The organism is Neotamlana sargassicola, assembly GCF_020523965.1.
Lineage (GTDB): Bacteria > Bacteroidota > Bacteroidia > Flavobacteriales > Flavobacteriaceae > Neotamlana > Neotamlana sargassicola.
Window position 1 is genome coordinate 682,544 of the sequence record NZ_JAJAPX010000001.1, and the last position, 20,546, is coordinate 703,089.

Here is a 20,546-nt window from a genome sequence, read left to right on the forward strand (position 1 = left end):
CGTTGGAATGTCCTAAATAACTTTATTTTTTTAAAAATTTAAACGTGTTTTGATTGTTTATAGAAAGAAAGTAAACCCCGCTATTTAAAGTGTTTAAATTTATTTTCTCTTTATTTTCTGTAACCCCACTTAAAATAGATTTCCCGTTTATATCAAAAATTATGTAATTTAATTTCTCGTTAAGGTTATTTTTAGATACTATTAAATAATCACTTGTTGGATTAGGGTATATTTTAAAATTGGTTTGTAAAGTGTTTGTTTTTGTGCTTAACACCGTGTTATTAGATAGCCTTAAAATATAATTATCTCTAAAACCTAAAGAGGTAATTGATATGTTTTCAGACGAGAACGGACTAATATTAACCGTTTCTTTAAACGAACCTCCTAAAATAATATTATCGTTATCATCTATAACTAATGATTGCGTGTCTACAGCATCTAAACCTCCAAATTGATGCGCAGATAAATAATCACCAGAGTCGTTCATAGCTATTAAAAAATTTTCTTGAGCATTTGTTGTTTGCTTAGTTAGGTTAAAACTGCCTACATTAAGGGTTTCACCAAAAAAGCCAGCAATGTGTAAAATGTTGTTAGAGTCTGTATCTACTGCAAAGCTATATACCGAGCTATTTGCACCATCTATTTCTTTTATCCATTTTACATTATTGTTATTAAAGTCTACTTTCGCAATGAATCCTTCATAATTATTATCTGAGTTTAAGTTAAATTCATTTGAAGATCCAATATTCGATGTTAGTATACCTCCATAATGCCCTGTTAGGTATACATAATTGTTCATACCTACAGCTAAAGACATACCAATGGCACTAGACTCAGCTTCTCCAATTTTAATAACATTAATAAAATTACCATTAGTATCTAGTTTTAAAGCAAAAATAGCTTTGTACCCTTCTGTGGTATCTAAAATTACGGGACTTCCCATAAAAAACGGTTCGTAAAATGTAGCACTATCTCTGTATTGCCCGGTAATATAAATTTCGCCATTACTGGTTACCTCCATGTCAATAGAAATATCGGAGTCGGGTCCTCCTACACTATACATCCAGCTATAATAGCCAGATGCATCAAACTTCATTATAAAAATATCATTACTACCTTTAGATGATATAAAATCTGTTCCAGCAGCATGATCTATTGATATGTTACCACTATAAAACCCAGTAACGTAAACATCTCCATTTATATCTGTTTCTACATCATAAATATTTTCAAAACTATTTTCGGTAGCTCCAAATGAAGTTGCCCAAATAAATTCGCCATTGCTATCAAGTTTTACAATAAACATTTCATAGCTGTTAGAGGTTAATATAAACTCTCCATTTCCTGGGTCTGCATCAAACTCACCAGCTTCAAAATAACCTGTTATAATTACATTTCCATTAGCATCTACTGCAACACTTCTAGGTATAACAGAATGGTAGTCGTTTATATCTCCATCGTTAGGTTGTCCAAATGACTTAGCCCAAAGTATAGTGCCGTTAGTATCGGTTTTAGTAACAAAACCATTAAAGTAGCCTATACTGTTTAATGTTATCTCATCAAAATGCGATGTGTTTGCAAAATAACCTGTAGAATAAGTATTGCTGTTTGCATCTGTATCTACAGAAAGTATAACATCTTCTGATGTTCCTCCAATTTGCTTAACCCAATCTATATTTTGGGAATGAGTAATGTGTGAGAAAGCTAGATAAATAAATAAGAAAGTAAAAGTTTTGTTCATGCTGTCGTGTTATTAGTTACTATACAAGCAAAGAAATTAATTTCGCATAATAAAAGGTTCTTATTGGAAGCATTGATACTTTTTTATGCATTGTAATAGCGCTTTAAAAGAGAGAATTATTAAGATTATATTTTTTGGCACGCGTTTTGAAATCTAACAAACAGAAACCATAAACTATTTGATTATGAAAGCAATAAAATTACTTTTAAGTTTTTCCTTAATTTCAATGTTATTTACATCGTGTTATACCGAGGTAATTGTTGATGATTTTGACGACCGTCCAATTTCTGTAAACCAATTGTTAAACAGTTATGAGCTATGGTATGTAGATATTAATTCTACATTAGGTTATGGCGAAACTCCTTTTTTACAAAAAGCCTTCACTATTTCCTTTATAAATGGAGTTGTTTATGCGAATAATAATATTGTAGGTTTAGGTAGTAGTGGAAACGGATATGGTATAGATGTGGGCACTTACGATGCATATAATATGATTTTAGATGTACAACACGATATTGATGGTTTTGAAACTTTTGATGTATACCAAATAGATAACAATACTATTGAGTTGTACAACCCGCATAACGATACTTCATATTTTTTAGATGGATACCAACGTAGTAATTTTGATTACGATTATGTGTTTTACGACAATATTCATTATTTCTTGCAAGAGTATGAAGCTTGGGAAAAAACATACACGAGTAATTTTGGAGCCATTAATGAATTTGATGCAGAAAATTATTTACAATTTTTAGCTGGTGGTAACGATTCGGAATTTAGAAGCTCTCAGGACGCCGCAGGAACAAGTCAAAATAACTTGTATTGGGATTATACCGGTGTTTACGGTGTAGGAGATGTGTCTGGAGATTTTTACCTAAAAACTTTAACATTAGATTATGACTACCTAGGCAATGAATATTTTGAATTGAGCGTTATTAATGACAGAAAGATTGAGCTATACCACCCTAATTCAGGTACAGTCTATGAGTTTGAAGGACGTGGATATATTCAATATTTAAAAACTGGAATTAAAAAAGACAGTTTAAAAAATCCAAATACCGATAAAAAACGTAAGTATAGAAAAGATAAAATAGATAACCCTAGAGAAAATATAAGGGATATATAAAAATTTTGGTTGGTTATTTAGTTAAGAAGCCGTTTAAAACTCCTGTTTTAGGCGGTTTCTTTTATTTTATCAACTTTAAAAAGCATGAGTTCTTTAAATATAAAACCGTTTTGCCAAAACATTGGTTAGTATTTTTAAAAATGAATGAAGAAATTTCTCTTTGTAATGCTTACTTTTATTTAAACGTTTTGCTATATTTTGAACACGGCAGCTATATAACACAAAACAATATACCATAACTGCTTCAAGTTATGGTAAAATGTTACTTAAAGCCTTTTTAATCATCTTTTAAAAGCGGTTTTTAATAATTTTAAAAATGAAATACCCACATACAGAAATTAAAAATATTACCGACACCTATTTTGGAGTTGAAGTTGAAGACCCATACAGGTGGTTAGAAAATGATGTTAGCGCAGAAACAAAAGCTTGGGTTAAAGCTCAAAACGTAGTTACCAACTCATATTTAAATCAAATTCCGTATAAAAATCAAATAAAAAAACGTTTAGAAACCCTTTGGAACTACGAAAAAATAAGCGCTCCGTTTAAAGAAGGCAATTACATATACTATTCTAAAAATAATGGTTTGCAAAACCAAGATGTTATTTATAGAACACTTGTTAATAGTGATAAAAGTGAAGTTTTTCTAGATCTAAATACTTTTTCTGGTGATGGAACCGTCTCTTTAGGAGCATTAAGTTTTTCCAAAAGTGGCAGCTATTTGGCATATACCGTTTCAATTGGCGGAAGCGATTGGCGTAAAGTTTACATAATGGATGTCGCCACTAAAACCATTGTTGAAGACGCCTTGGTTAATGTAAAATTTTCACAACTGTCCTGGTTTAAAGACGAAGGCTTTTATTACTCAAGCTACCAAAAACCCGATGGCAGCGAACTTTCTGCAAAAACCGACCAGCATTTAGTGTTTTACCATAAATTAAATACATCACAACTAAACGACACACTAATTTATGGCGGAAAACCAGAAGAAAAACACCGCTACATTTATGCTAACGTTACAGAAGATAATCGATTTTTAGTATTAACACCAAGAGTTTCAACCTCGGGAAACAAGCTCCTTATTAAAAATTTAACCGATGCTAACAGCACGTTTAAAACCATTTTAAATCATAGCGATTCCGATACGTACGTGCTCGAAAATAAAGCGGATAACCTCTTTTTGGTAACCAATTTAAATGCACCAAATAAAAAAATAGTTTCGGTTAATTTTAATAACCCAGAACCTAAAAACTGGACAGATATTATACCAGAAACAAATCAAGTTTTAACCATTGCTAAAAGTGGTGGGTTTTTGTTTGCTCATTATATGGTCGATGCCATTTCTAACATTAAACAATACAAATTTAATGGTGAGTTTGTTCGGGATATAAACTTACCTGGTTTAGGCTCTGCACATGGTTTTAGTAGTAAAAAAGATGAAAGTACCTGTTATTTTTCATTTTCAAATTATTACACACCAACAAGCATTTATAAACTTAATACAGATACAGGAGCATATAAATTATATTGGCAACCTGCAGTCCATTTTAACACTGAAAATTACACTAGTAAACAAGATTTTTACACCTCGAAAGATGGAACTAAAATTCCCATAATTATCACCCATAAAAAAGGCATTAAGCTTAATAGCAAAAACCCAACAATTTTATATGGCTATGGTGGTTTTAATATTAGTTTAACTCCCAGTTTTAGTATTGCAAATGCCGTATGGTTAGAATTAGGTGGTATTTTGGCTGTTCCTAATATTCGAGGAGGAGGAGAATACGGTAAAGCTTGGCACGATGCAGGTACAAAAATGCAAAAACAAAATGTGTTCGATGATTTTATCGCTGCCGCGGAATACTTAATAGCTAACCAATATACTTCTTCAGAATATTTAGCCTTACGCGGTGGTTCTAACGGTGGTTTATTGGTTGGCGCAGTAATGACACAACGCCCAAATTTAGCAAAAGTAGTATTACCCGCTGTTGGCGTTTTAGATATGCTACGCTACCACACCTTTACTGCTGGTGCCGGTTGGGCTTATGATTATGGAACAGCAGAAGATAGTAAAGATATGTTCCAGTATTTAAAAAACTACTCGCCAGTCCACAACGTAAAACAAACCAAATATCCCGCGACTTTAATAACAACTGCCGATCATGATGATAGAGTTGTACCTGCGCACAGTTTTAAATTTGCAGCAGAACTGCAAAATAAGCATCAAGGTAAAAACCCCGTTTTAATTCGTATAGAAACCAATGCAGGCCACGGTGCTGGTACACCTGTAAGTAAAACTATTGAACAATATGCCGATGTTTTTGCATTTACGCTCTTTAACATGAACGTTAAAACTTTAAATCCCAAAAATTAAATTTATTTCTATATCGCTTTTAATTTAGAACGGAATTAATTCTATTTTTCAAACCGCTCGAAATATTTTGAGCGCTTTTTTTATGTTATTTTTGCAACTATGCTAAACGTTAAAAATCTTACTTTTTCCTATAATAAATCGCCTATATTAAAAAACATTTCTTTTAATGTTAAATCTGGTGAAAACCTTGCTATTATTGGTGAAAGTGGCTCCGGAAAAAGTACTTTACTCAACCTAATTTATGGTGAATTTGATTTAAATGAAGGAAAAATTTTCTGGAAAGACACCGAAATTTTAGGGCCAAAATACAACTTAGTTATTGGTTATGAATTCATGAAATACGTGCATCAAGAATTCGATTTAATGCCTTACATAACTGTTGCCGAAAATATTGGAAAACATTTATCACGCTTTTTTCCAGAAGAAAAAGAACAACGCACCCAAGAACTTATAAAAGTTGTAGAGCTTGAAGATTTTGCCAACGTAAAAGTTAAAACACTTTCAGGTGGGCAAAAACAACGGGTAGCATTGGCTAGAGCCTTAGCAAAGCAACCAGAAATTATTTTATTAGACGAGCCCTTTAGCCACATTGATAATTTTAAAAAACAAAGTTTACGTCGTAGCGTTTATAAATATCTAAAAGATAAAAACATCTCTTGTATTGTTGCGACACACGATAAAGACGACGTTTTAGGTTTTGCCGATACCATGATGGTTTTAAACAACAATGAAATTTTAGATACCGGAAAGCCTGAAACTTTATACAAACACCCAAAAACACCATTAATCGCTTCTTTTTTTGGCGAGTTTAATGTTATAAATAATGAAATTATCTACGCCAATCAATTAAAAGTTGTTGAGCACTCTAATTTAAAAGCAAACGTTATTACTAGTTATTTTAAAGGGCATTATTATTTAATTGAAGCTGAATTAAACGGTGAAATTGTGTTTTTTGAGCATGAAAATTCTTTAAAATCAGAAACTAAAGTTAATTTAGAATATTAAACATAAGCTCCTAGTTTTTCTAAAACAATAAATCTATTAAATAACTTCAATAATCTTAAACTTCATTTCTCTAAAAACCACTTTATCACCAACCGATTTTCCTAACAGCAATTGACCAATTGGTGTACTAGCAGAAATAGCGTAAAATATTCCACTTTCAACTTTAAGCTCACCTGCACTAATACTAATAAAATAGTTAGATTTTGTTGTAAATACCACACTACCTAAACCAACATTTTTAGAAAAAGATTCTGGATTAATTTTAGAAAGAACTTGTTTAGTTTTTTCAATTTCTGCTAATTGATGCCCTGCTTTTTCACGCTCAAGTTGCACCATAGCTCTTCCGGTTTCATGCTTATCGCCTGCACTACTTTTGGTTTCACTTTGTAAGCTTTGTTTTAAGTCGTTTATAACTGCTAAAACACTTTTTAATCGTGTTTCTAAACTAGCTTTGCAAAGCTCCAGCAATTGTGCTTTAATTTTTAAGTTTTCCATGCTCTTTTTTTGGGAAATTTAACGGCCCGTAAAATCCCATTTGCTTAATAATCCACTTTTTTCTGCCCGATATATAATTTGTTGCTGGTTGCGCTTTGTACTGCCTTGGGTTTGGTAATATAGCTGCAATTGCGGCTGCTTGACTTACGGTTAAATGTTTTGCTGATGTACCAAACCAATATTTTGATGCCGCCTCTGCTCCGTAAACCCCATTTCCCATTTCAATGCTATTTAAATACACTTCCAAAATGCGTTGTTTGTTCCAAAATCTTTCAATTAAAAAGGTAAAATACATTTCTAAACCTTTACGCAACCAACTTCTGTTTGGCCATAAAAACACATTTTTTGCGGTTTGCTGGCTAATGGTACTTGCGCCTTTTATGCGTTTTGCTGTTTTATTGTTTTGGTACGCTTTCTCGATAGCATCTAAATCAAAGCCATTATGGCTTAAAAACTTTTGGTCTTCGCTACAAATTACGGCTTTTTGTAAGTGAATAGAAATATCATTAATATTTACCCATTTATGCTGAAACTGTGAAGTTGATTGTGTTTTTTCAAAATAGCGAATTGCCATTAATGGCGTATAATACACAGGAGTATAACGATACATTACAACCCATAAAATTGATATAATAACAAGCCAAAAACAACTTTTTAGTATAAAACGAAATAGTTTTTTCATTTAAAAAATTAAGGACATTTTATATACCATTTAATAAGCTGTAAAGATACTTATTTTAACAGGACGTTGCTTTGTGTTAAGGATAGAAACGGCATCCTTTTTTTGAGGCACGAATAAAAAAGATATAGTGGATAGCCTGACTTTTGCCCATAAAAGGCAAAAGTAACACCATAAAAAAACTCCGAAAATTAATTCCGGAGTTTCTGTTTATTTATTCTTCAACTTTTTTTTCCATTACAAAGTCTTCCATGAATTTTGTGGTATAATTACCAGCAACATAATCTGGATGATCCATTAATTGCCTGTGGAATGGTATCGTTGTTTTTATGCCTTCTATTACAAACTCGTCTAAGGCGCGTTTCATTTTATTTATTGCTTCTTCTCTTGTTTGCGCTGTTGTAATTAGCTTTGCAATCATAGAGTCGTAGTTTGGTGGAATGGCGTAACCCGCATAAACGTGCGTATCTAAACGTACACCATGACCTCCTGGAGCGTGTAATGTTGTTATAACTCCTGGTGATGGTCTAAAATCATTATACGGATCTTCTGCATTAATACGACATTCTATAGAGTGAAGCTTTGGTGTATAGTTTTTTCCTGAAATTGGCACACCTGCAGCTACAAGAATTTGTTCACGAATTAAATCGAAATCTATAACTTGTTCTGTTATTGGATGCTCTACTTGAATACGTGTATTCATTTCCATGAAATAAAAATTACGGTGTTTATCTACCAAGAACTCAACTGTCCCTGCTCCTTCGTAATTAATATATTCTGCGGCACGTACACCTGCTTCTCCCATTTTTTGGCGTAACTCATCGGTCATGAAAGGCGATGGTACTTCTTCTGTTAATTTTTGATGACGACGTTGTACCGAACAATCTCTTTCTGATAAATGGCATGCTTTACCACGAGAATCTCCAACAACTTGTATTTCGATATGGCGAGGCTCTTCAATAAGCTTTTCCATATACATATCGTCGTTACCAAAGGCAGCTTTACTTTCTTGTCGTGCAGAATCCCAAGCAGCTTTTAAATCTTCTGGTTTCCATACAGCTCGCATACCTTTACCTCCACCACCGGCAGAAGCTTTTAACATAACTGGGTAACCTGTTTCAACTGCTATTTTTTCACACTCTTCAAAAGTTGTTATAACACCGTCGCTACCTGGTACACATGGTACTCCTGCAGCTTTCATGGTAGCTTTAGCGTTAGCTTTATCTCCCATTTTATCAATCATCTCTGGAGATGCACCAATAAATTTTATACCGTGTTCTTCACAAATTTTTGAAAATTTCGCGTTTTCTGATAAGAATCCGTATCCTGGATGAATGGCATCGGCGTTTGTAATTTCGGCTGCAGCAATAATGTTAGACATTTTTAAGTAAGACTCGCTACTTGGTGCTGGCCCTATACATACGGCTTCGTCGGCAAATTTTACATGTAAGCTTTCTTCATCTACTTTAGAATAAACCGCAACGGTTTTTATTCCCATTTCCTTACAAGTACGTATAACACGTAGTGCTATTTCACCTCTGTTTGCTATTAATATTTTTTTAAACATAACTTATAATAAATTATGAATTCAGAATTCTGAATTCTGAATTTTTAAGATGGGTCTACTAAAAATAATGGCTGATCGAACTCTACTGGCGAAGAATCATCCACTAAAATTTTAACTACTTTTCCTGAAACTTCAGACTCTATTTCGTTGAAAAGCTTCATAGCCTCAATAATACAAAGCACATCGCCTTCTGCAATAGTTTGACCTACCTCTACAAATAAAGGTTTGTCTGGAGATGGTTTTCTGTAGAATGTTCCAATAATTGGAGACTTTATAGTGATATATTTTGAATCGTCTGGTTTTGTTTCGGCTGGTGCTGCAGGTTGCGCTGCTGGTGCTTCTGCAACTGGTGCTGCTTGAACAATTGGTGCTTGTGCTATTTGAGGTGCTGGCACTTGATGCACAATTGTAGTATCTGAATCTGATCCTGTTTTAATGGTGATTTTTACATCATCCATTTCTAATTTAACCTCGCTTGCTCCAGATTTTGCAACAAACTTGATTAAGTTTTGAATCTCTTTTAAATCCATAGTTTTATTGAATTAGTGATTTTTGGTTAAATTTTTTAAGAATTATAAGCCCACTTTAAATAAATGGAACCCCAGTTAAATCCGCCCCCAAAGGCAGCAAATATAACATTATCTCCTTTTTTAAGTTTCGATTCGTAATCGTTTAACAATAAAGGTAAAGTTGCCGATGTTGTATTTCCGTATTTTTGAATATTCATCATTACCTTTTCTGGTTCAAGGCTTATACGTTCGGCTGTTGCATCAATAATGCGTTTATTAGCTTGATGTGCTGCCAACCAATCAACGGTTTCTTTAGTTAAATTATTACGCTCTAATATTTTTGCGGTGGCATCTGCCATATTAAACACAGCATTTTTAAATACAGTTCTGCCTTCTTGATAAGCAAATTGCTTACCTTCATCTATAGCTTCGTGGGTAATTGCGTTTAAAGATCCACCCACCGGTGCTTGTAGAAACTCTCTTCCTGAACCATCACTTCTTAAATACTCGTTTTGGTAGCCTAAGCCTTCTTCATTTGGTTCAAAAAGTACTGCTCCCGCACCATCACCAAAAATAATACAGGTGGCACGATCTTTATAATTTATTATTGATGACATTTTATCGGCACCAATAAGTAAAACATTTTTATAACGCCCAGATTCGATGTAGCTAGAAGCTACGGACATACCGTATAAAAAACTAGAGCACGCCGCATCCATATCGAACGAAAATGCATTAGTTGCTCCAATTTCTGTGGCTGTATATGATGCTGTCGAAGCAGCTTTTAAATCGGGAGTTGCGGTGGCTACAATAACCAACTCGATATCTTTAGGATCGATACCTTTTTTATTTATTAAGTCTTGTGCGGCTTTTATGGCTAAAAATGAAGTTCCTTTATCTTCATCTTTTAATATTCTTCGTTCCTTTATACCAGTTCTAGTGGTAATCCATTCGTCATTAGTATCAACCATAGTTTCCAGAATTTGGTTGGTTAATACATAATCAGGCACATAAGCGCCTACAGCTGTAATTGCTGCAGAAATTTTACTCATAACTTTATAGTTAATTAGGACTAAAAATTATTACAAATCGTACAAATACCGAAATTTGGTGTAATAAATTGCAAATTACTAGTTTTTGAGATGTCTAAAAAACGTTTTCATAAAAAAAACGCCCAAAAAGAGCGTTTTTCTATATGCTTGCATAGCAAATTTATGCTACGTTTTCTACTTCAGTATTGTCAATTAATACTTGACCTCTGTAATAAAGTTTACCTTCATGCCAATGCGCTCTGTGGTATAAATGTGGCTCGCCTGTAGTAGGACAAGTTGCAATTTGTGGCGCAGTAGCTTTGTAATGTGTTCTTCTTTTATCTCTTCTTGTTTTCGAGATTTTACGTTTAGGATGTGCCATTTTATATGTTATTTATCCGTTAATAGATTTTTTAATGTATTCCAACGCGGATCTATATCCTCGTTATTATCTTTATTTTCCTTTTGCTCGTTAGGGCTAAGTTCTTCTAATTTTTTAAGTATTTCGGAGTCTAAACTTCCGTCTTCAACTCCGGGATGCACACGTTTTGCTGGTACCGCCAACACAATAAGTTCGTATACATACTGTTGTATGTTAATTTCGAATGTACCGTGTGGGATTATAAGTATATCTATATAATCGTCGTTATACTCATCGCCAAACTTTACCACCAAATTAAAGTTATTTTCAATAGTTTGGTTGTACGGTTCGTTGGTTAAATCGCAATTTACGTTTACCCATCCAGAGATTTTAAAGTTCAATTCTAATAAAGTTGATTTCTTTTCTAGGTCAACCTTTACGCTAATATTAGCATCATTAAACTCTTCAAACTCAAAATATTCAAAGAACGCTTTCTCAACTTCATAATCAAAATGATGCTTCCCAATTTTTAATCCCACAAAAGGAATTGTAAACTCTTTTAATGGCTTCATTTTAATCGTGTCTATTTTGAGCCTGCAAATATATAAATTTTTATTTACGTAGCGATATTTATAAACAATTTTTTGTTTACTCGTTTAATTTATAGTGCATTAACATTGTTAATTACTTTTATAAAGATAAAAATAATTACTTTTTAGATGCTTTTTTTAACGGATTTGCAGTTAAATATTCGTAATCCGATCGGTTTTTATAAATATTTATAGCACTAAACACAGCTTCTTTAAACGAATTTTCGTTAGCCAATCCTTTACCTGCTATTTCATAAGCCGTTCCATGATCGGGCGACGTACGCACTTTATTTAAACCTGCTGTAAAATTAACACCTTGGCCAAATGATAATGTTTTAAAAGGCACCAATCCTTGATCGTGATACGATGCAATTACAGCATCGAAACTTTGGTATGTATTGGAACCAAAAAAGCTATCGGCAGCGTAAGGACCATATACTAATTTACCTTTTTCTTGAATTGCCTTTAATGTGGGGCGTAACACCTCATCGTCTTCCGAACCTATAACGCCATTGTCGCCAGTATGCGGATTAATACCTAACACGGCTATTTTAGGTTTTTGAATTCTGAAATCTTGTTTAAGTGATGTATATAAAGTGTTTATTTTATCTTCAATTAATTTAGGTGTAATGTGGTTGGCTACATCTTTTACAGGCACATGGTCGGTAAAAAGGCCTACGCGTAACGAATTTGTTATCATAAACATCAAACTTTTACCTCCAAGCTCCTTTGCTAAATAATCGGTATGTCCTGGAAAATTAAAATCCTTACTTTGTATATTATGCTTATTTATAGGAGCCGTTACTAAAACATCAATCTGGTTACTTTTTAAAGCATGGGTTGCTTTTTGTAACGATTTTATAGCGTATTCTCCAATTTTAGGGTTTTCCTTTCCAAATTCAATTTTTACATTTTCATTCCAACAGTTAAATACATTAAACTTACCAAGTGCAATTTGTTCTATGTTATTTACAGCATGAAACTTTATTTCGGAATTAAATTGCTTTTTTAAAAAAGTTATGGTTTTTGCCGATGCAAACACAACTGGAGTACAAAACTCCATCATTCGGGAATCTTCAAAAGTTTTTAAAATAATTTCTCCCCCAATGCCGTTCAAATCACCTATAGATATTCCTACTATTATATTTTCAGCTTCCTTCATTTAAAATGATAACTTTTGTTTGTAATTTTGATTTTGCAAATTTAATTAAATAAACCCACAATAAAATGTTTACAGGTATTATTGAAACTATTGGTACAGTTTCGGCTTTAGAAACCGAAAAAGATAACCTTCATATATCTATTAAAAGCGATATTACAAAAGAACTTAAAATAGATCAAAGTGTAGCTCATAATGGTGTTTGTTTAACTGTAGTTGATATTAAAGATGATATTTATACCGTTACTGCAATAAAAGAAACCTTAATAAAAACCAATTTAAACACTTTAAAAACTAAAGATAAAGTAAATTTAGAACGCGCCATGAAACTTGGCGACAGACTAGACGGACATATTGTTCAAGGTCATGTAGATCAAACCGCGGTTTGTGAAAATGTAACTGAGGAAAACGGGAGTTGGATATTTACTTTTAGCTACGACCATAACTTAAATAACATAACCATTGAGAAAGGCTCGATAACTGTAAACGGCACAAGTTTAACGGTTGTTAACTCTAAAAAAGACAGGTTTAGTGTTGCTATAATACCGTATACTTACGAACACACAAACTTTAACACCTTTAAAAAAGGAACCGTTGTTAATTTAGAATTTGATGTTTTAGGAAAATACGTGGCGCGCTTGGTTGAATTGAAGAAATAACAAGCCTATTTTTTGCCAAAAACCGTTTTTTTAATGCCATAAAATAAGGCAAAAACAACGCCAAAAACAACGCCTCCATCAATGGGCAAACCATACGGAGGTGGAGCACTAGGAGGTGGCGGATTAGTTTGTCCAACACATACCAAACTTATTAATACAAATAAGATTGAGACAAATATTCTTTTATTTTGTAGTGTCATGGGGTCACAAATGTATGAAAAAAAGCGAGCCAGGAAAGTAAACAGTCTTTTAATGACTAAAAAAAACCTTTAAAAGGATTAAAAAAATCGATGAAATACATTAAATAGCGAATTCAAACTGCGATTTTTTAAAACTATCTACAAAGAACTAGCGCTTTTTATTACGAAACAAATATATGTAATTTAGGTTAAAACCAAAATATAAACGCTTTATGTTAAGTTAAATTACATGTATTTTAATATATTTTTAAAGTTTAACAGGAAACACTGCTTAAACATGTTCAAATAAGACCCTAAAACATATATTTTTTTGGATTGGAAAAAATAATGAATTACTAACATTAAGTGTAAACTTGATAATAATAATTTTTAATAGCTTCCATAAATTTGTAGCGTTTTATGATTATATCATGATAAAATGAAAAAACCGTTCCAAAATTAATGAAACGGTTTCTTTAAGTGGTCCCACCTGGGCTCGAACCAGGGACTTTCTGATTATGAGTCAGATACTCTAACCAACTGAGTTATAGGACCCATTAGCAAAAGCTAATTACTCTTTTTAAAAAGAGAGTGCAATATTACTACTTATTTTAATACTCTACAAGAAAAATTAATCCTTTATATCCTGGCAAAGCTCTATTAAAACACCATTACTGCTTTTTGGGTGCAAAAAAGCCACTAATTTATTGTCTGCACCAACTTTTGGATTATCGTTTAAAACTGTAAAACCTTCATTTTTGAGGCGCTTTATTTCAGATTTCATATCGGTTACGTGAAAAGCTATATGATGAATGCCTTCGCCTTTGTTATTTATAAACTTCGCAATTGGGCTATTGGGGTTTGTTGCTTCAAGTAATTCAATTTTGTTTTCGCCAACTTTAAAAAATGAAGTTTTTACTCCTTCTGAAGCTACTTCTTCAATTTTATAATGTTTAGCTCCAAAAAGCTTTTCAAATAAAGCATTAGAGTCTTTTAAACTTTTTACAGCAATACCAATGTGTTCAATTTTATTCATTTTAAGACCCTTATTTGTTTAAGTTACGAATTATGGTAATAAAAATAATGTTATTTTTGCATTTTAATAGCAATAACATTTTGGAAGAAAGTCAAAGACAAAAAAAAATAGCGTCGGTTTTACAACACGATTTGGTAGATGTTTTACAACGTGCAGCTACCGATGGCGGTATGCGTGGTGTTATAATTTCGGTAAGTAAAGTTCGTGTAACTGTAGATTTAAGTATCGCGAAAGTATACCTAAGCATTTTTCCAAACGATAAAGCTACAACACTTTTAGAAGGTATTCGGTCTAACACCCCACTTATACGTCACGAATTAGCACAACGTACAAAAAATCAGTTACGTCGTATGCCTAATTTAGAGTTTTTTATTGATGATTCTTTAGAGTATATCGACAATATAAACAAGTCTTTAAAAGGTGAAGACAACCCCATTAAAGATCCTTCAATTTTAGATAAACGCAAAAAAAAATAAGTCGGTAAACCTATCTGTGTTTTTGCTTTCTTATCTTTAAAGCATGAATTTTTCGCTATACATTGCCAAACGCTATTTATACTCAAAAAGTAGTAACAATGCCATAAATTTTATCACTTACATTGCCTTAATTGGTATTATTTTAGGTGCCGCATCGTTATTTATTGTGTTATCTGGTTTTGCTGGGTTGAAAGATTTTACTCTAAAGTTTTCTAGTGTTTTAGACCCTGATTTAAAGGCTGAAACGGCAAGTGGAAAATCGTTTTTTATTACAAACAGCGAACTTACTCAGCTGGAAAATATAAAAGAAATAACTCATTTCTCGAAGGTAATTGAAGATCGCGTTGGCATTCGTGCCGAAGATAAAAATGCCTTAGCAACTATAAAAGGTGTAGATACCAATTACAAATATATTGCTAACGTTGATTCTATTTTAGATTATGGCGATTGGTTCGACCAAAAATCGAATCAAATAGTGGTAGGTTGGGGTATTTCTAATACCTTATCGCTTGGAGTATTAGACTTTACCAAACCTATAAATATTTACGTACCTAAACCAGGAACGGGGCAAATAACCTCAACAAAAAATGCATTTAACTCAGCAAGAACAATTAATGTAGGTGTATTTTTTATAAATGAAAGTTTAAACGATGAATACATTTTTGCTCCAATAGATTTGGTTAAAAACTTACTTAATTATGAGGATAATCAACTTTCATCAATTGAATTTGTTTTAAGCGAAAACGCCAATGAAGCCGATATAAAAGCAAAAATACAAGCCATTTTAGGCGATCGCGTAACCATAAAAAACCGAACACAGTTAAACGATGCACTTTACAAAATGCTAAATACCGAAAATTTAGCCGTGTATTTAATTTTTACTTTAGTACTAATTATTGCGTTTTTTAATATCATCGGTTCACTAATTATGATGATTTTAGACAAAAAGAATAGCCTAAAAACATTATTTAATATTGGCGCTACCGTAAAAGATATTAAGAAAATATTTTTTCTTCAAGGGAGTTTAATGAGTGTTTTTGGAGGCGTTATCGGGCTCATTTTAGCCTTAATTATAACCTTAATACAGCAACATTTTAATTTGGTAATGATTACACCAACATTGCCTTACCCAGTTACCATTAAGCTAGAAAACTTTTTTATTGTGCTGTTTACTATTTCTGTACTAGGGATTATAGCGAGCAAAATTGCGTCTGCAAGAATTACCAAATCGCTGGTACAACATAGTTAATTTTTTTGTAGGTGTTTAGCCTTTTCAATTTAATAAAATAAAGCTATTGCTTTTTCCTATCGATATGCCCTAAATCTCTGTTTGGAGCAATAACGTCTCGTACCTTTATTTTTAAAGTCGTAATTTCTGGGAAACCATTCATTTCCTTTCGCGACCAAATCTTCTCTTGGTTGGCATACACTTCAAAAATACCACCGGTTCCTGGTTCTAATATTAGCTCATCTATTTCGTCGTTAAACGTTGATAGTAATTCTTGTGCCATCCAAGTGGCTCGCAATAACCATTTACATTGACTGCAGTATGTTATTTTTACAGTTGTTTTCATAATAATTTTAATTTTCGTCAAATTCGTAATCTTCGGTTAAATCTAACTCACGAAGTACTTTATTTTTAAAGCCAAGGCCAACAACAGTAAGTAATGTCATAGTTCCTCCAAAAATAACAGCTCTCGCAGGTCCTAATAATTTCGCAGCTAAACCGCTCTCGAAAGCACCCAACTCATTAGACGAACCAACAAACATTGAATTTACAGACGATACACGTCCGCGCATTTCGTCAGGTGTTTTTAATTGCAAAATAGTTTGCCTAATAACCATAGAAATACCATCGGCAGCACCACTTAAAAATAGAGCCACGACACTAAGCCAAAAGCTAGACGATAAGCCAAAAACTATAATACAAAGTCCAAAAATAAATATAGAAGCTAATAACTTTTTACCTGCATTTTTTGCAACTGGAATATAGGTGGTTAAAAACATGCTAACAATACTTCCTAAAGAAATAGAAGCATTTAAAACACCAAAACCTTGCGAACCAACTTCTAAAATATCTTGGGCAAAAACCGATAATAAAGCTACAGTTCCACCAAAAAGAACCGCAATCATATCTAAAGTTAAAGCACCTAAAATAGCCTTATTTGAAAATACAAACTTAACACCAACAGCCAAACTTTCTTTAACCGACTCTTCTTTGTTAGTATTTAAAATAGGTTTCTTTTTAATTCTGAAAGTGAAAATTAAGGCTAAAACTACCAAAACAAAAATGATACAAAGTGTTTTATCGACACCTATCCAATGAATAAAAAACCCGCCACAAAGCGCACCTAAAACGGTAGCTGCTTTCCAAGTACTCGTGCTCCAAGTTGCGGCATTTGGGTAAGCTTTTTTAGGAACAATTAAAGCGATGAGTGAAAATATGGTTGGCCCAAAAAACGAACGTAAAAAACCACCAAAAAAAACTAATGTGTAAATACCGTATAAAATAGTTTTTGTGGACCAATTTGCTACAACAACATCCCAAGTTAAACAAAATAAACCTAAACTAATAAATGAAAATAAGGCAATACAAATTGCAAGTAAATTCCGTTTTTCACTTCGATCTACAATATGGCCTGCAAAAAGTGCCATGGTAAAGGCTGGAATAATTTCCATTAAGCCAATAATTCCCAGAGCTAACGGATCTTTAGTTAAACTATACACTTCCCACTCGATAACAATAAATTGCATGGACCAGCCAAATACAAGTAGAAATCGCATAAAAAGGAAGATATTAAACTCCTTAAATTTTAAAGCCGCGTAAGGATCGTTTTTTGCCATAATTTTAAATAACGAATGTATTAAAATTACATCTTGCAGCTAGTTAATTTATTCAATTTTTACATAAATCTCCAACATAATCGTCGAGTTCTAACTGAAAAAGCGTGCCTTTAATTAAATCATCTACCAAGGCTAATTCTTTGTTATTTATTGCAACATCAATTTGTTTACAAGGTGTTTTAAGTAAAATATTTCTGGTATCGCAATTTAAATCGCATTGATTGCAAGGTAAATTCCATTTGGCTGCACTTACACAATTGTAAAATTCTATTATTTCTTGGTGAGAAAAATAAAAGCCCATATCTCTAAATATAATTTGAACTTTATTTTGAACCTGATCTGTAATTGGGTCTTTCCACTTAAAAGCTATACCAAAGCTGTTGTTGTATAATTTATAAATATCTTGTTGCATAACGCTTGATTTACAACAAATATAAGAATTATTTAGATTTATTCTAAATAACTAAATCTATTTAACATCTCGAAGCTTTAATTGCAAACTTACTTGCCCTTGCCAATGATTTTCATCTATAGAATATACAGCGTTAAAAGGCTTATTATTGATTACCAAATTTAATTTATCGCCTAAACCAAAACCAATAGCTACTATTTTATTGTGGGCGTTTTTTTGAGTGGCCGTAAGCCTTAAATGGGTTTTATCTTCGCCAACACATTTAGCATAACCAGTGTCTATTAAATCTTCAGTCATAAAAACAGGCGTCATATTACCAGGACCAAAAGGAGCAAATTGTTTTAAAATGCGATAAAATTTAGGTGTAATATTATCTAACTCTATTTTGCCATCTACTTTAATTTCTGGTGTAAGTAAATTGGTATCGATAGTTTTGGAAACTTCATCTTCAAAAGCTTGTTTAAAAGCTTCGTAGTTTTCTGCTTTTAATGTTAAACCTGCGGCATATTTATGACCTCCAAATTGTTCTATATGTGCTTTGCAGCCTTCCAAGGCATTGTAAACATCGAAACCTTTAACCGAGCGCGCCGATGCCGCTAATTTATCGCCACTTTTAGTAAAGACCAACGTGGGACGATAATAGGTTTCGGTTAATCGGGAAGCCACAATACCTATAACGCCTTTATGCCAGTTTTCGCTGTATACAACGGTTGTAAAACGCTCTTGCTCATGCTGCGTTTCAATTTGCTGTAAAGCTTCTTGAGTAATTAGTTTATCGGTTTCCTTTCTATTGGAATTAAAGGCTTCAATTTCTGCGGCGCACCTTTCGGCTTCTGCCAAATTCATTTCTGTTAAAAGCGAAACAGCGTAGTCGCCGTGCTTCATTCGGCCCGCAGCATTAATTCTTGGAGCCACAATAAAAACCACATCGGTTATGGTTAATTCTTCCTTATTTGTTTGAGCTATAATCGCTTTTATGCCGGGTCTTGGGTTAGTGTTTATAACTTGTAAACCATGATAGGCTAATGCTCTGTTTTCCCCATCTATAGGCACGATATCTGCACCAATAGCTGTTGCCACCAAATCTAAATACGGTAAAAGATCGTTGATGGTTTCACCAGTTTTTGAAGCTAACGCCTGAATAAGTTTAAAACCTACGCCGCAGCCACAAAGCTCTTTGTATGGATAATTGCAATCGGGTTGTTTGGCATCTAAAACCGCCACAGCTTCTGGAATTTCGTTTCCTGGGCGGTGGTGATCACAGATTATAAAATCGATACCTTTTTGTTTGGCGTAGCTTATTTTTTCGATGGCTTTTATGCCGCAATCTAATGCAACAATAAGGGTAAAATCGTTATCGTGTGCAAAATCGATACCTTGTGTAGACACGCCGTAACCCTCGTTATACCTATCTGGAATGTAAGTCGCTACATTAGGCGTGCGTGTTTTTAAATAGGACGACATTAAGGCAACTGCCGTTGTACCATCTACATCGTAATCGCCATAAACTAAAATATTCTCACCATTTGCAAAGGCTTGCTCAATGCGTTTTACGGCTTTATCCATATCTTTCATTAAATACGGATCGTGTAAATCGTTTAAACTTGGGCGAAAAAACCGTTTTGCATCATTATATGTTGTTATGCCACGTTGCACCAATAAGGTTGCTGTAGTTTCGTCGACATTTAAAGCATTTTGTAATGCTTCAACTTTCCGCGGTTCTGGTTTTGGTTTTAGCGTCCAACGCATTGTTCATTTTTAGTTTCAGGGGTTACTTATCGATATTAATTTGCTTGGTTTCTCTTCAAAAATTGACTAAAAGAAACCACAATTAAACTATTTATTATGAAAATGAGTTTGAATATCTAACTCGGCGAATTGACGAAACATTTCCATAACACCACAGTATTTTTCAATAGATAAATCGACTGCTTTTTGAAGCTTTTTTTCGTTTAAGTTCCCGCCTGTAAAGTGAAAATGCATAGCAACTTTATCGTAGTATTTTGGGTGTTCTTCTGTTAAATTAGCATCGATTTCAATTTTAAAATCGTCTACTTCAAGCTTCATTTTTTTTATTAACGAGGCCACATCTAAACCAGAACAACCCGCTAAACCAGATAGCATAAGTGCTTTTGGACGGTAACCTTCGCCTTTGCCTCCGTTTTCTTCGCCTGCATCAATAAATAAATTATGTCCTGATGGGTTTGTACTTTCAAACTTCATGTCGCCCAACCAGGTTGTTGTAATATGATTTGCCATTTTTTGTAGTATTTCAATAAACATCAAAAATACTACTTATAAAG

The 20,546-nt window shown here is 33.2% G+C and carries 22 protein-coding genes, 1 tRNA gene and 1 pseudogene; 7 read left to right on the plus strand and 17 right to left on the minus strand.

What is annotated here, in order from left to right; all coding sequences use genetic code 11:
- Positions 1-22 precede the first annotated feature (22 nt).
- Positions 23-1,741 (minus strand): T9SS type A sorting domain-containing protein, encoded by a 1,719-nt coding sequence (locus LG651_RS02950; protein ID WP_226694661.1) that lies wholly within the window; start codon positions 1,739-1,741, stop codon positions 23-25.
- Between the two features lie 184 nt (positions 1,742-1,925).
- Here LG651_RS02950 and LG651_RS02955 point away from each other — a divergent pair, with 184 nt between their 5' ends.
- From LG651_RS02955 to LG651_RS02965, 3 genes and pseudogenes are all read left to right on the plus strand, one after another.
- Positions 1,926-2,870 (plus strand): nicotinic acid mononucleotide adenyltransferase, encoded by a 945-nt coding sequence (locus LG651_RS02955; protein ID WP_226694662.1) that lies wholly within the window; start codon positions 1,926-1,928, stop codon positions 2,868-2,870.
- 310 nt (positions 2,871-3,180) lie between these two features.
- Positions 3,181-5,241 (plus strand): annotated as a pseudogene (locus LG651_RS02960) (prolyl oligopeptidase family serine peptidase); the annotation flags it as partial.
- Positions 5,242-5,340: 99 nt separating this feature from the next.
- Positions 5,341-6,246, plus strand: coding sequence for an ABC transporter ATP-binding protein (locus tag LG651_RS02965; protein ID WP_226694664.1), 906 nt, complete (start codon positions 5,341-5,343; stop codon positions 6,244-6,246).
- A gap of 36 nt (positions 6,247-6,282) precedes the next feature.
- On the opposite strand, the gene LG651_RS02970 is transcribed toward LG651_RS02965, so the two are convergent.
- From LG651_RS02970 to pdxA, 8 genes are all read right to left on the minus strand, one after another.
- Positions 6,283-6,741: a GreA/GreB family elongation factor gene (locus LG651_RS02970; protein WP_226694665.1), complete on the minus strand. Its 459-nt coding sequence runs from the start codon at positions 6,739-6,741 to the stop codon at positions 6,283-6,285.
- The gene (mtgA, locus tag LG651_RS02975) at positions 6,722-7,423 is read right to left on the minus strand and encodes a monofunctional biosynthetic peptidoglycan transglycosylase (protein ID WP_226694666.1); all 702 of its coding nucleotides are present in this window, start codon (positions 7,421-7,423) and stop codon (positions 6,722-6,724) included. The genes LG651_RS02970 and mtgA overlap by 20 nt, the downstream gene beginning before the upstream one ends.
- Before the next feature lie 211 nt (positions 7,424-7,634).
- A complete protein-coding gene (gene accC, locus LG651_RS02980; RefSeq protein WP_226694667.1) occupies positions 7,635-8,987 on the minus strand; it encodes an acetyl-CoA carboxylase biotin carboxylase subunit in 1,353 nt (450 codons plus the stop codon).
- Between the two features lie 44 nt (positions 8,988-9,031).
- The gene (gene accB, locus LG651_RS02985) at positions 9,032-9,517 is read right to left on the minus strand and encodes an acetyl-CoA carboxylase biotin carboxyl carrier protein (RefSeq protein ID WP_226694668.1); all 486 of its coding nucleotides are present in this window, start codon (positions 9,515-9,517) and stop codon (positions 9,032-9,034) included.
- Positions 9,518-9,552: 35 nt separating this feature from the next.
- Entirely contained in the window at positions 9,553-10,548 is a 996-nt protein-coding gene (locus LG651_RS02990; RefSeq protein ID WP_226694669.1) for a beta-ketoacyl-ACP synthase III, read from the minus strand.
- A 160-nt stretch (positions 10,549-10,708) separates the two neighbouring features.
- The gene (gene rpmF, locus LG651_RS02995) at positions 10,709-10,909 is read right to left on the minus strand and encodes a 50S ribosomal protein L32 (protein WP_226694670.1); all 201 of its coding nucleotides are present in this window, start codon (positions 10,907-10,909) and stop codon (positions 10,709-10,711) included.
- A gap of 8 nt (positions 10,910-10,917) precedes the next feature.
- Positions 10,918-11,460: a YceD family protein gene (locus tag LG651_RS03000; RefSeq protein WP_226694671.1), complete on the minus strand. Its 543-nt coding sequence runs from the start codon at positions 11,458-11,460 to the stop codon at positions 10,918-10,920.
- A gap of 136 nt (positions 11,461-11,596) precedes the next feature.
- Complete coding sequence (gene pdxA / locus LG651_RS03005) at positions 11,597-12,640, minus strand: 4-hydroxythreonine-4-phosphate dehydrogenase PdxA (RefSeq protein WP_226694672.1); 1,044 nt, start codon at positions 12,638-12,640, stop codon at positions 11,597-11,599.
- Positions 12,641-12,705: 65 nt separating this feature from the next.
- Between pdxA and LG651_RS03010 the strand changes: the two genes are divergently transcribed.
- Entirely contained in the window at positions 12,706-13,296 is a 591-nt protein-coding gene (locus LG651_RS03010; RefSeq protein WP_226694673.1) for a riboflavin synthase, read from the plus strand.
- A gap of 5 nt (positions 13,297-13,301) precedes the next feature.
- Here the strand turns inward: LG651_RS03010 and LG651_RS15845 are convergent, their stop codons facing one another.
- Complete coding sequence (locus LG651_RS15845) at positions 13,302-13,442, minus strand: PID-CTERM protein-sorting domain-containing protein (protein WP_394371654.1); 141 nt, start codon at positions 13,440-13,442, stop codon at positions 13,302-13,304.
- On the opposite strand from LG651_RS15845, the gene LG651_RS03015 reads away from it, so the two are divergent.
- Complete coding sequence (locus tag LG651_RS03015) at positions 13,378-13,569, plus strand: hypothetical protein (RefSeq protein ID WP_226694674.1); 192 nt, start codon at positions 13,378-13,380, stop codon at positions 13,567-13,569. The two genes, LG651_RS15845 and LG651_RS03015, sit on opposite strands and share 65 nt — an antisense overlap.
- A 387-nt stretch (positions 13,570-13,956) precedes the next feature.
- Here LG651_RS03015 and LG651_RS03020 read toward each other — a convergent pair.
- Together LG651_RS03020 and mce are read right to left on the minus strand one after the other, a co-directional pair.
- Positions 13,957-14,030, minus strand: a tRNA-Ile gene (locus tag LG651_RS03020).
- A 76-nt stretch (positions 14,031-14,106) separates the two neighbouring features.
- Positions 14,107-14,511, minus strand: a complete 405-nt coding sequence (mce, locus tag LG651_RS03025) for a methylmalonyl-CoA epimerase (protein ID WP_226694675.1) — start codon at positions 14,509-14,511, stop codon at positions 14,107-14,109.
- 32 nt (positions 14,512-14,543) lie between these two features.
- Here mce and rbfA point away from each other — a divergent pair, with 32 nt between their 5' ends.
- Positions 14,544-14,987 (plus strand): 30S ribosome-binding factor RbfA, encoded by a 444-nt coding sequence (rbfA, locus tag LG651_RS03030; protein WP_226694676.1) that lies wholly within the window; start codon positions 14,544-14,546, stop codon positions 14,985-14,987.
- Positions 14,988-15,030: 43 nt separating this feature from the next.
- A complete protein-coding gene (locus LG651_RS03035; protein WP_226694677.1) occupies positions 15,031-16,236 on the plus strand; it encodes an ABC transporter permease in 1,206 nt (401 codons plus the stop codon).
- 43 nt (positions 16,237-16,279) lie between these two features.
- Here the strand turns inward: LG651_RS03035 and LG651_RS03040 are convergent, their stop codons facing one another.
- The 5 genes from LG651_RS03040 to LG651_RS03060 all read right to left on the minus strand — a co-directional run bounded on the left by LG651_RS03040 (position 16,280) and on the right by LG651_RS03060 (position 20,502).
- Positions 16,280-16,561, minus strand: a complete 282-nt coding sequence (locus LG651_RS03040) for a SelT/SelW/SelH family protein (RefSeq protein ID WP_226694678.1) — start codon at positions 16,559-16,561, stop codon at positions 16,280-16,282.
- A 7-nt stretch (positions 16,562-16,568) separates the two neighbouring features.
- On the minus strand, positions 16,569-17,831 hold the full coding sequence (locus LG651_RS03045; protein ID WP_226694679.1) for an MFS transporter: 1,263 nt from the start codon (positions 17,829-17,831) through the stop codon (positions 16,569-16,571).
- 52 nt (positions 17,832-17,883) lie between these two features.
- The gene (locus LG651_RS03050; protein WP_044631496.1) at positions 17,884-18,243 is read right to left on the minus strand and encodes a hypothetical protein; all 360 of its coding nucleotides are present in this window, start codon (positions 18,241-18,243) and stop codon (positions 17,884-17,886) included.
- A 57-nt stretch (positions 18,244-18,300) separates the two neighbouring features.
- A complete protein-coding gene (gene recJ, locus LG651_RS03055; protein ID WP_226694680.1) occupies positions 18,301-19,992 on the minus strand; it encodes a single-stranded-DNA-specific exonuclease RecJ in 1,692 nt (563 codons plus the stop codon).
- An 87-nt stretch (positions 19,993-20,079) separates the two neighbouring features.
- Positions 20,080-20,502, minus strand: coding sequence for an OsmC family protein (locus tag LG651_RS03060; RefSeq protein WP_226694681.1), 423 nt, complete (start codon positions 20,500-20,502; stop codon positions 20,080-20,082).
- Between the last annotated feature and the right edge of the window lie 44 nt (positions 20,503-20,546).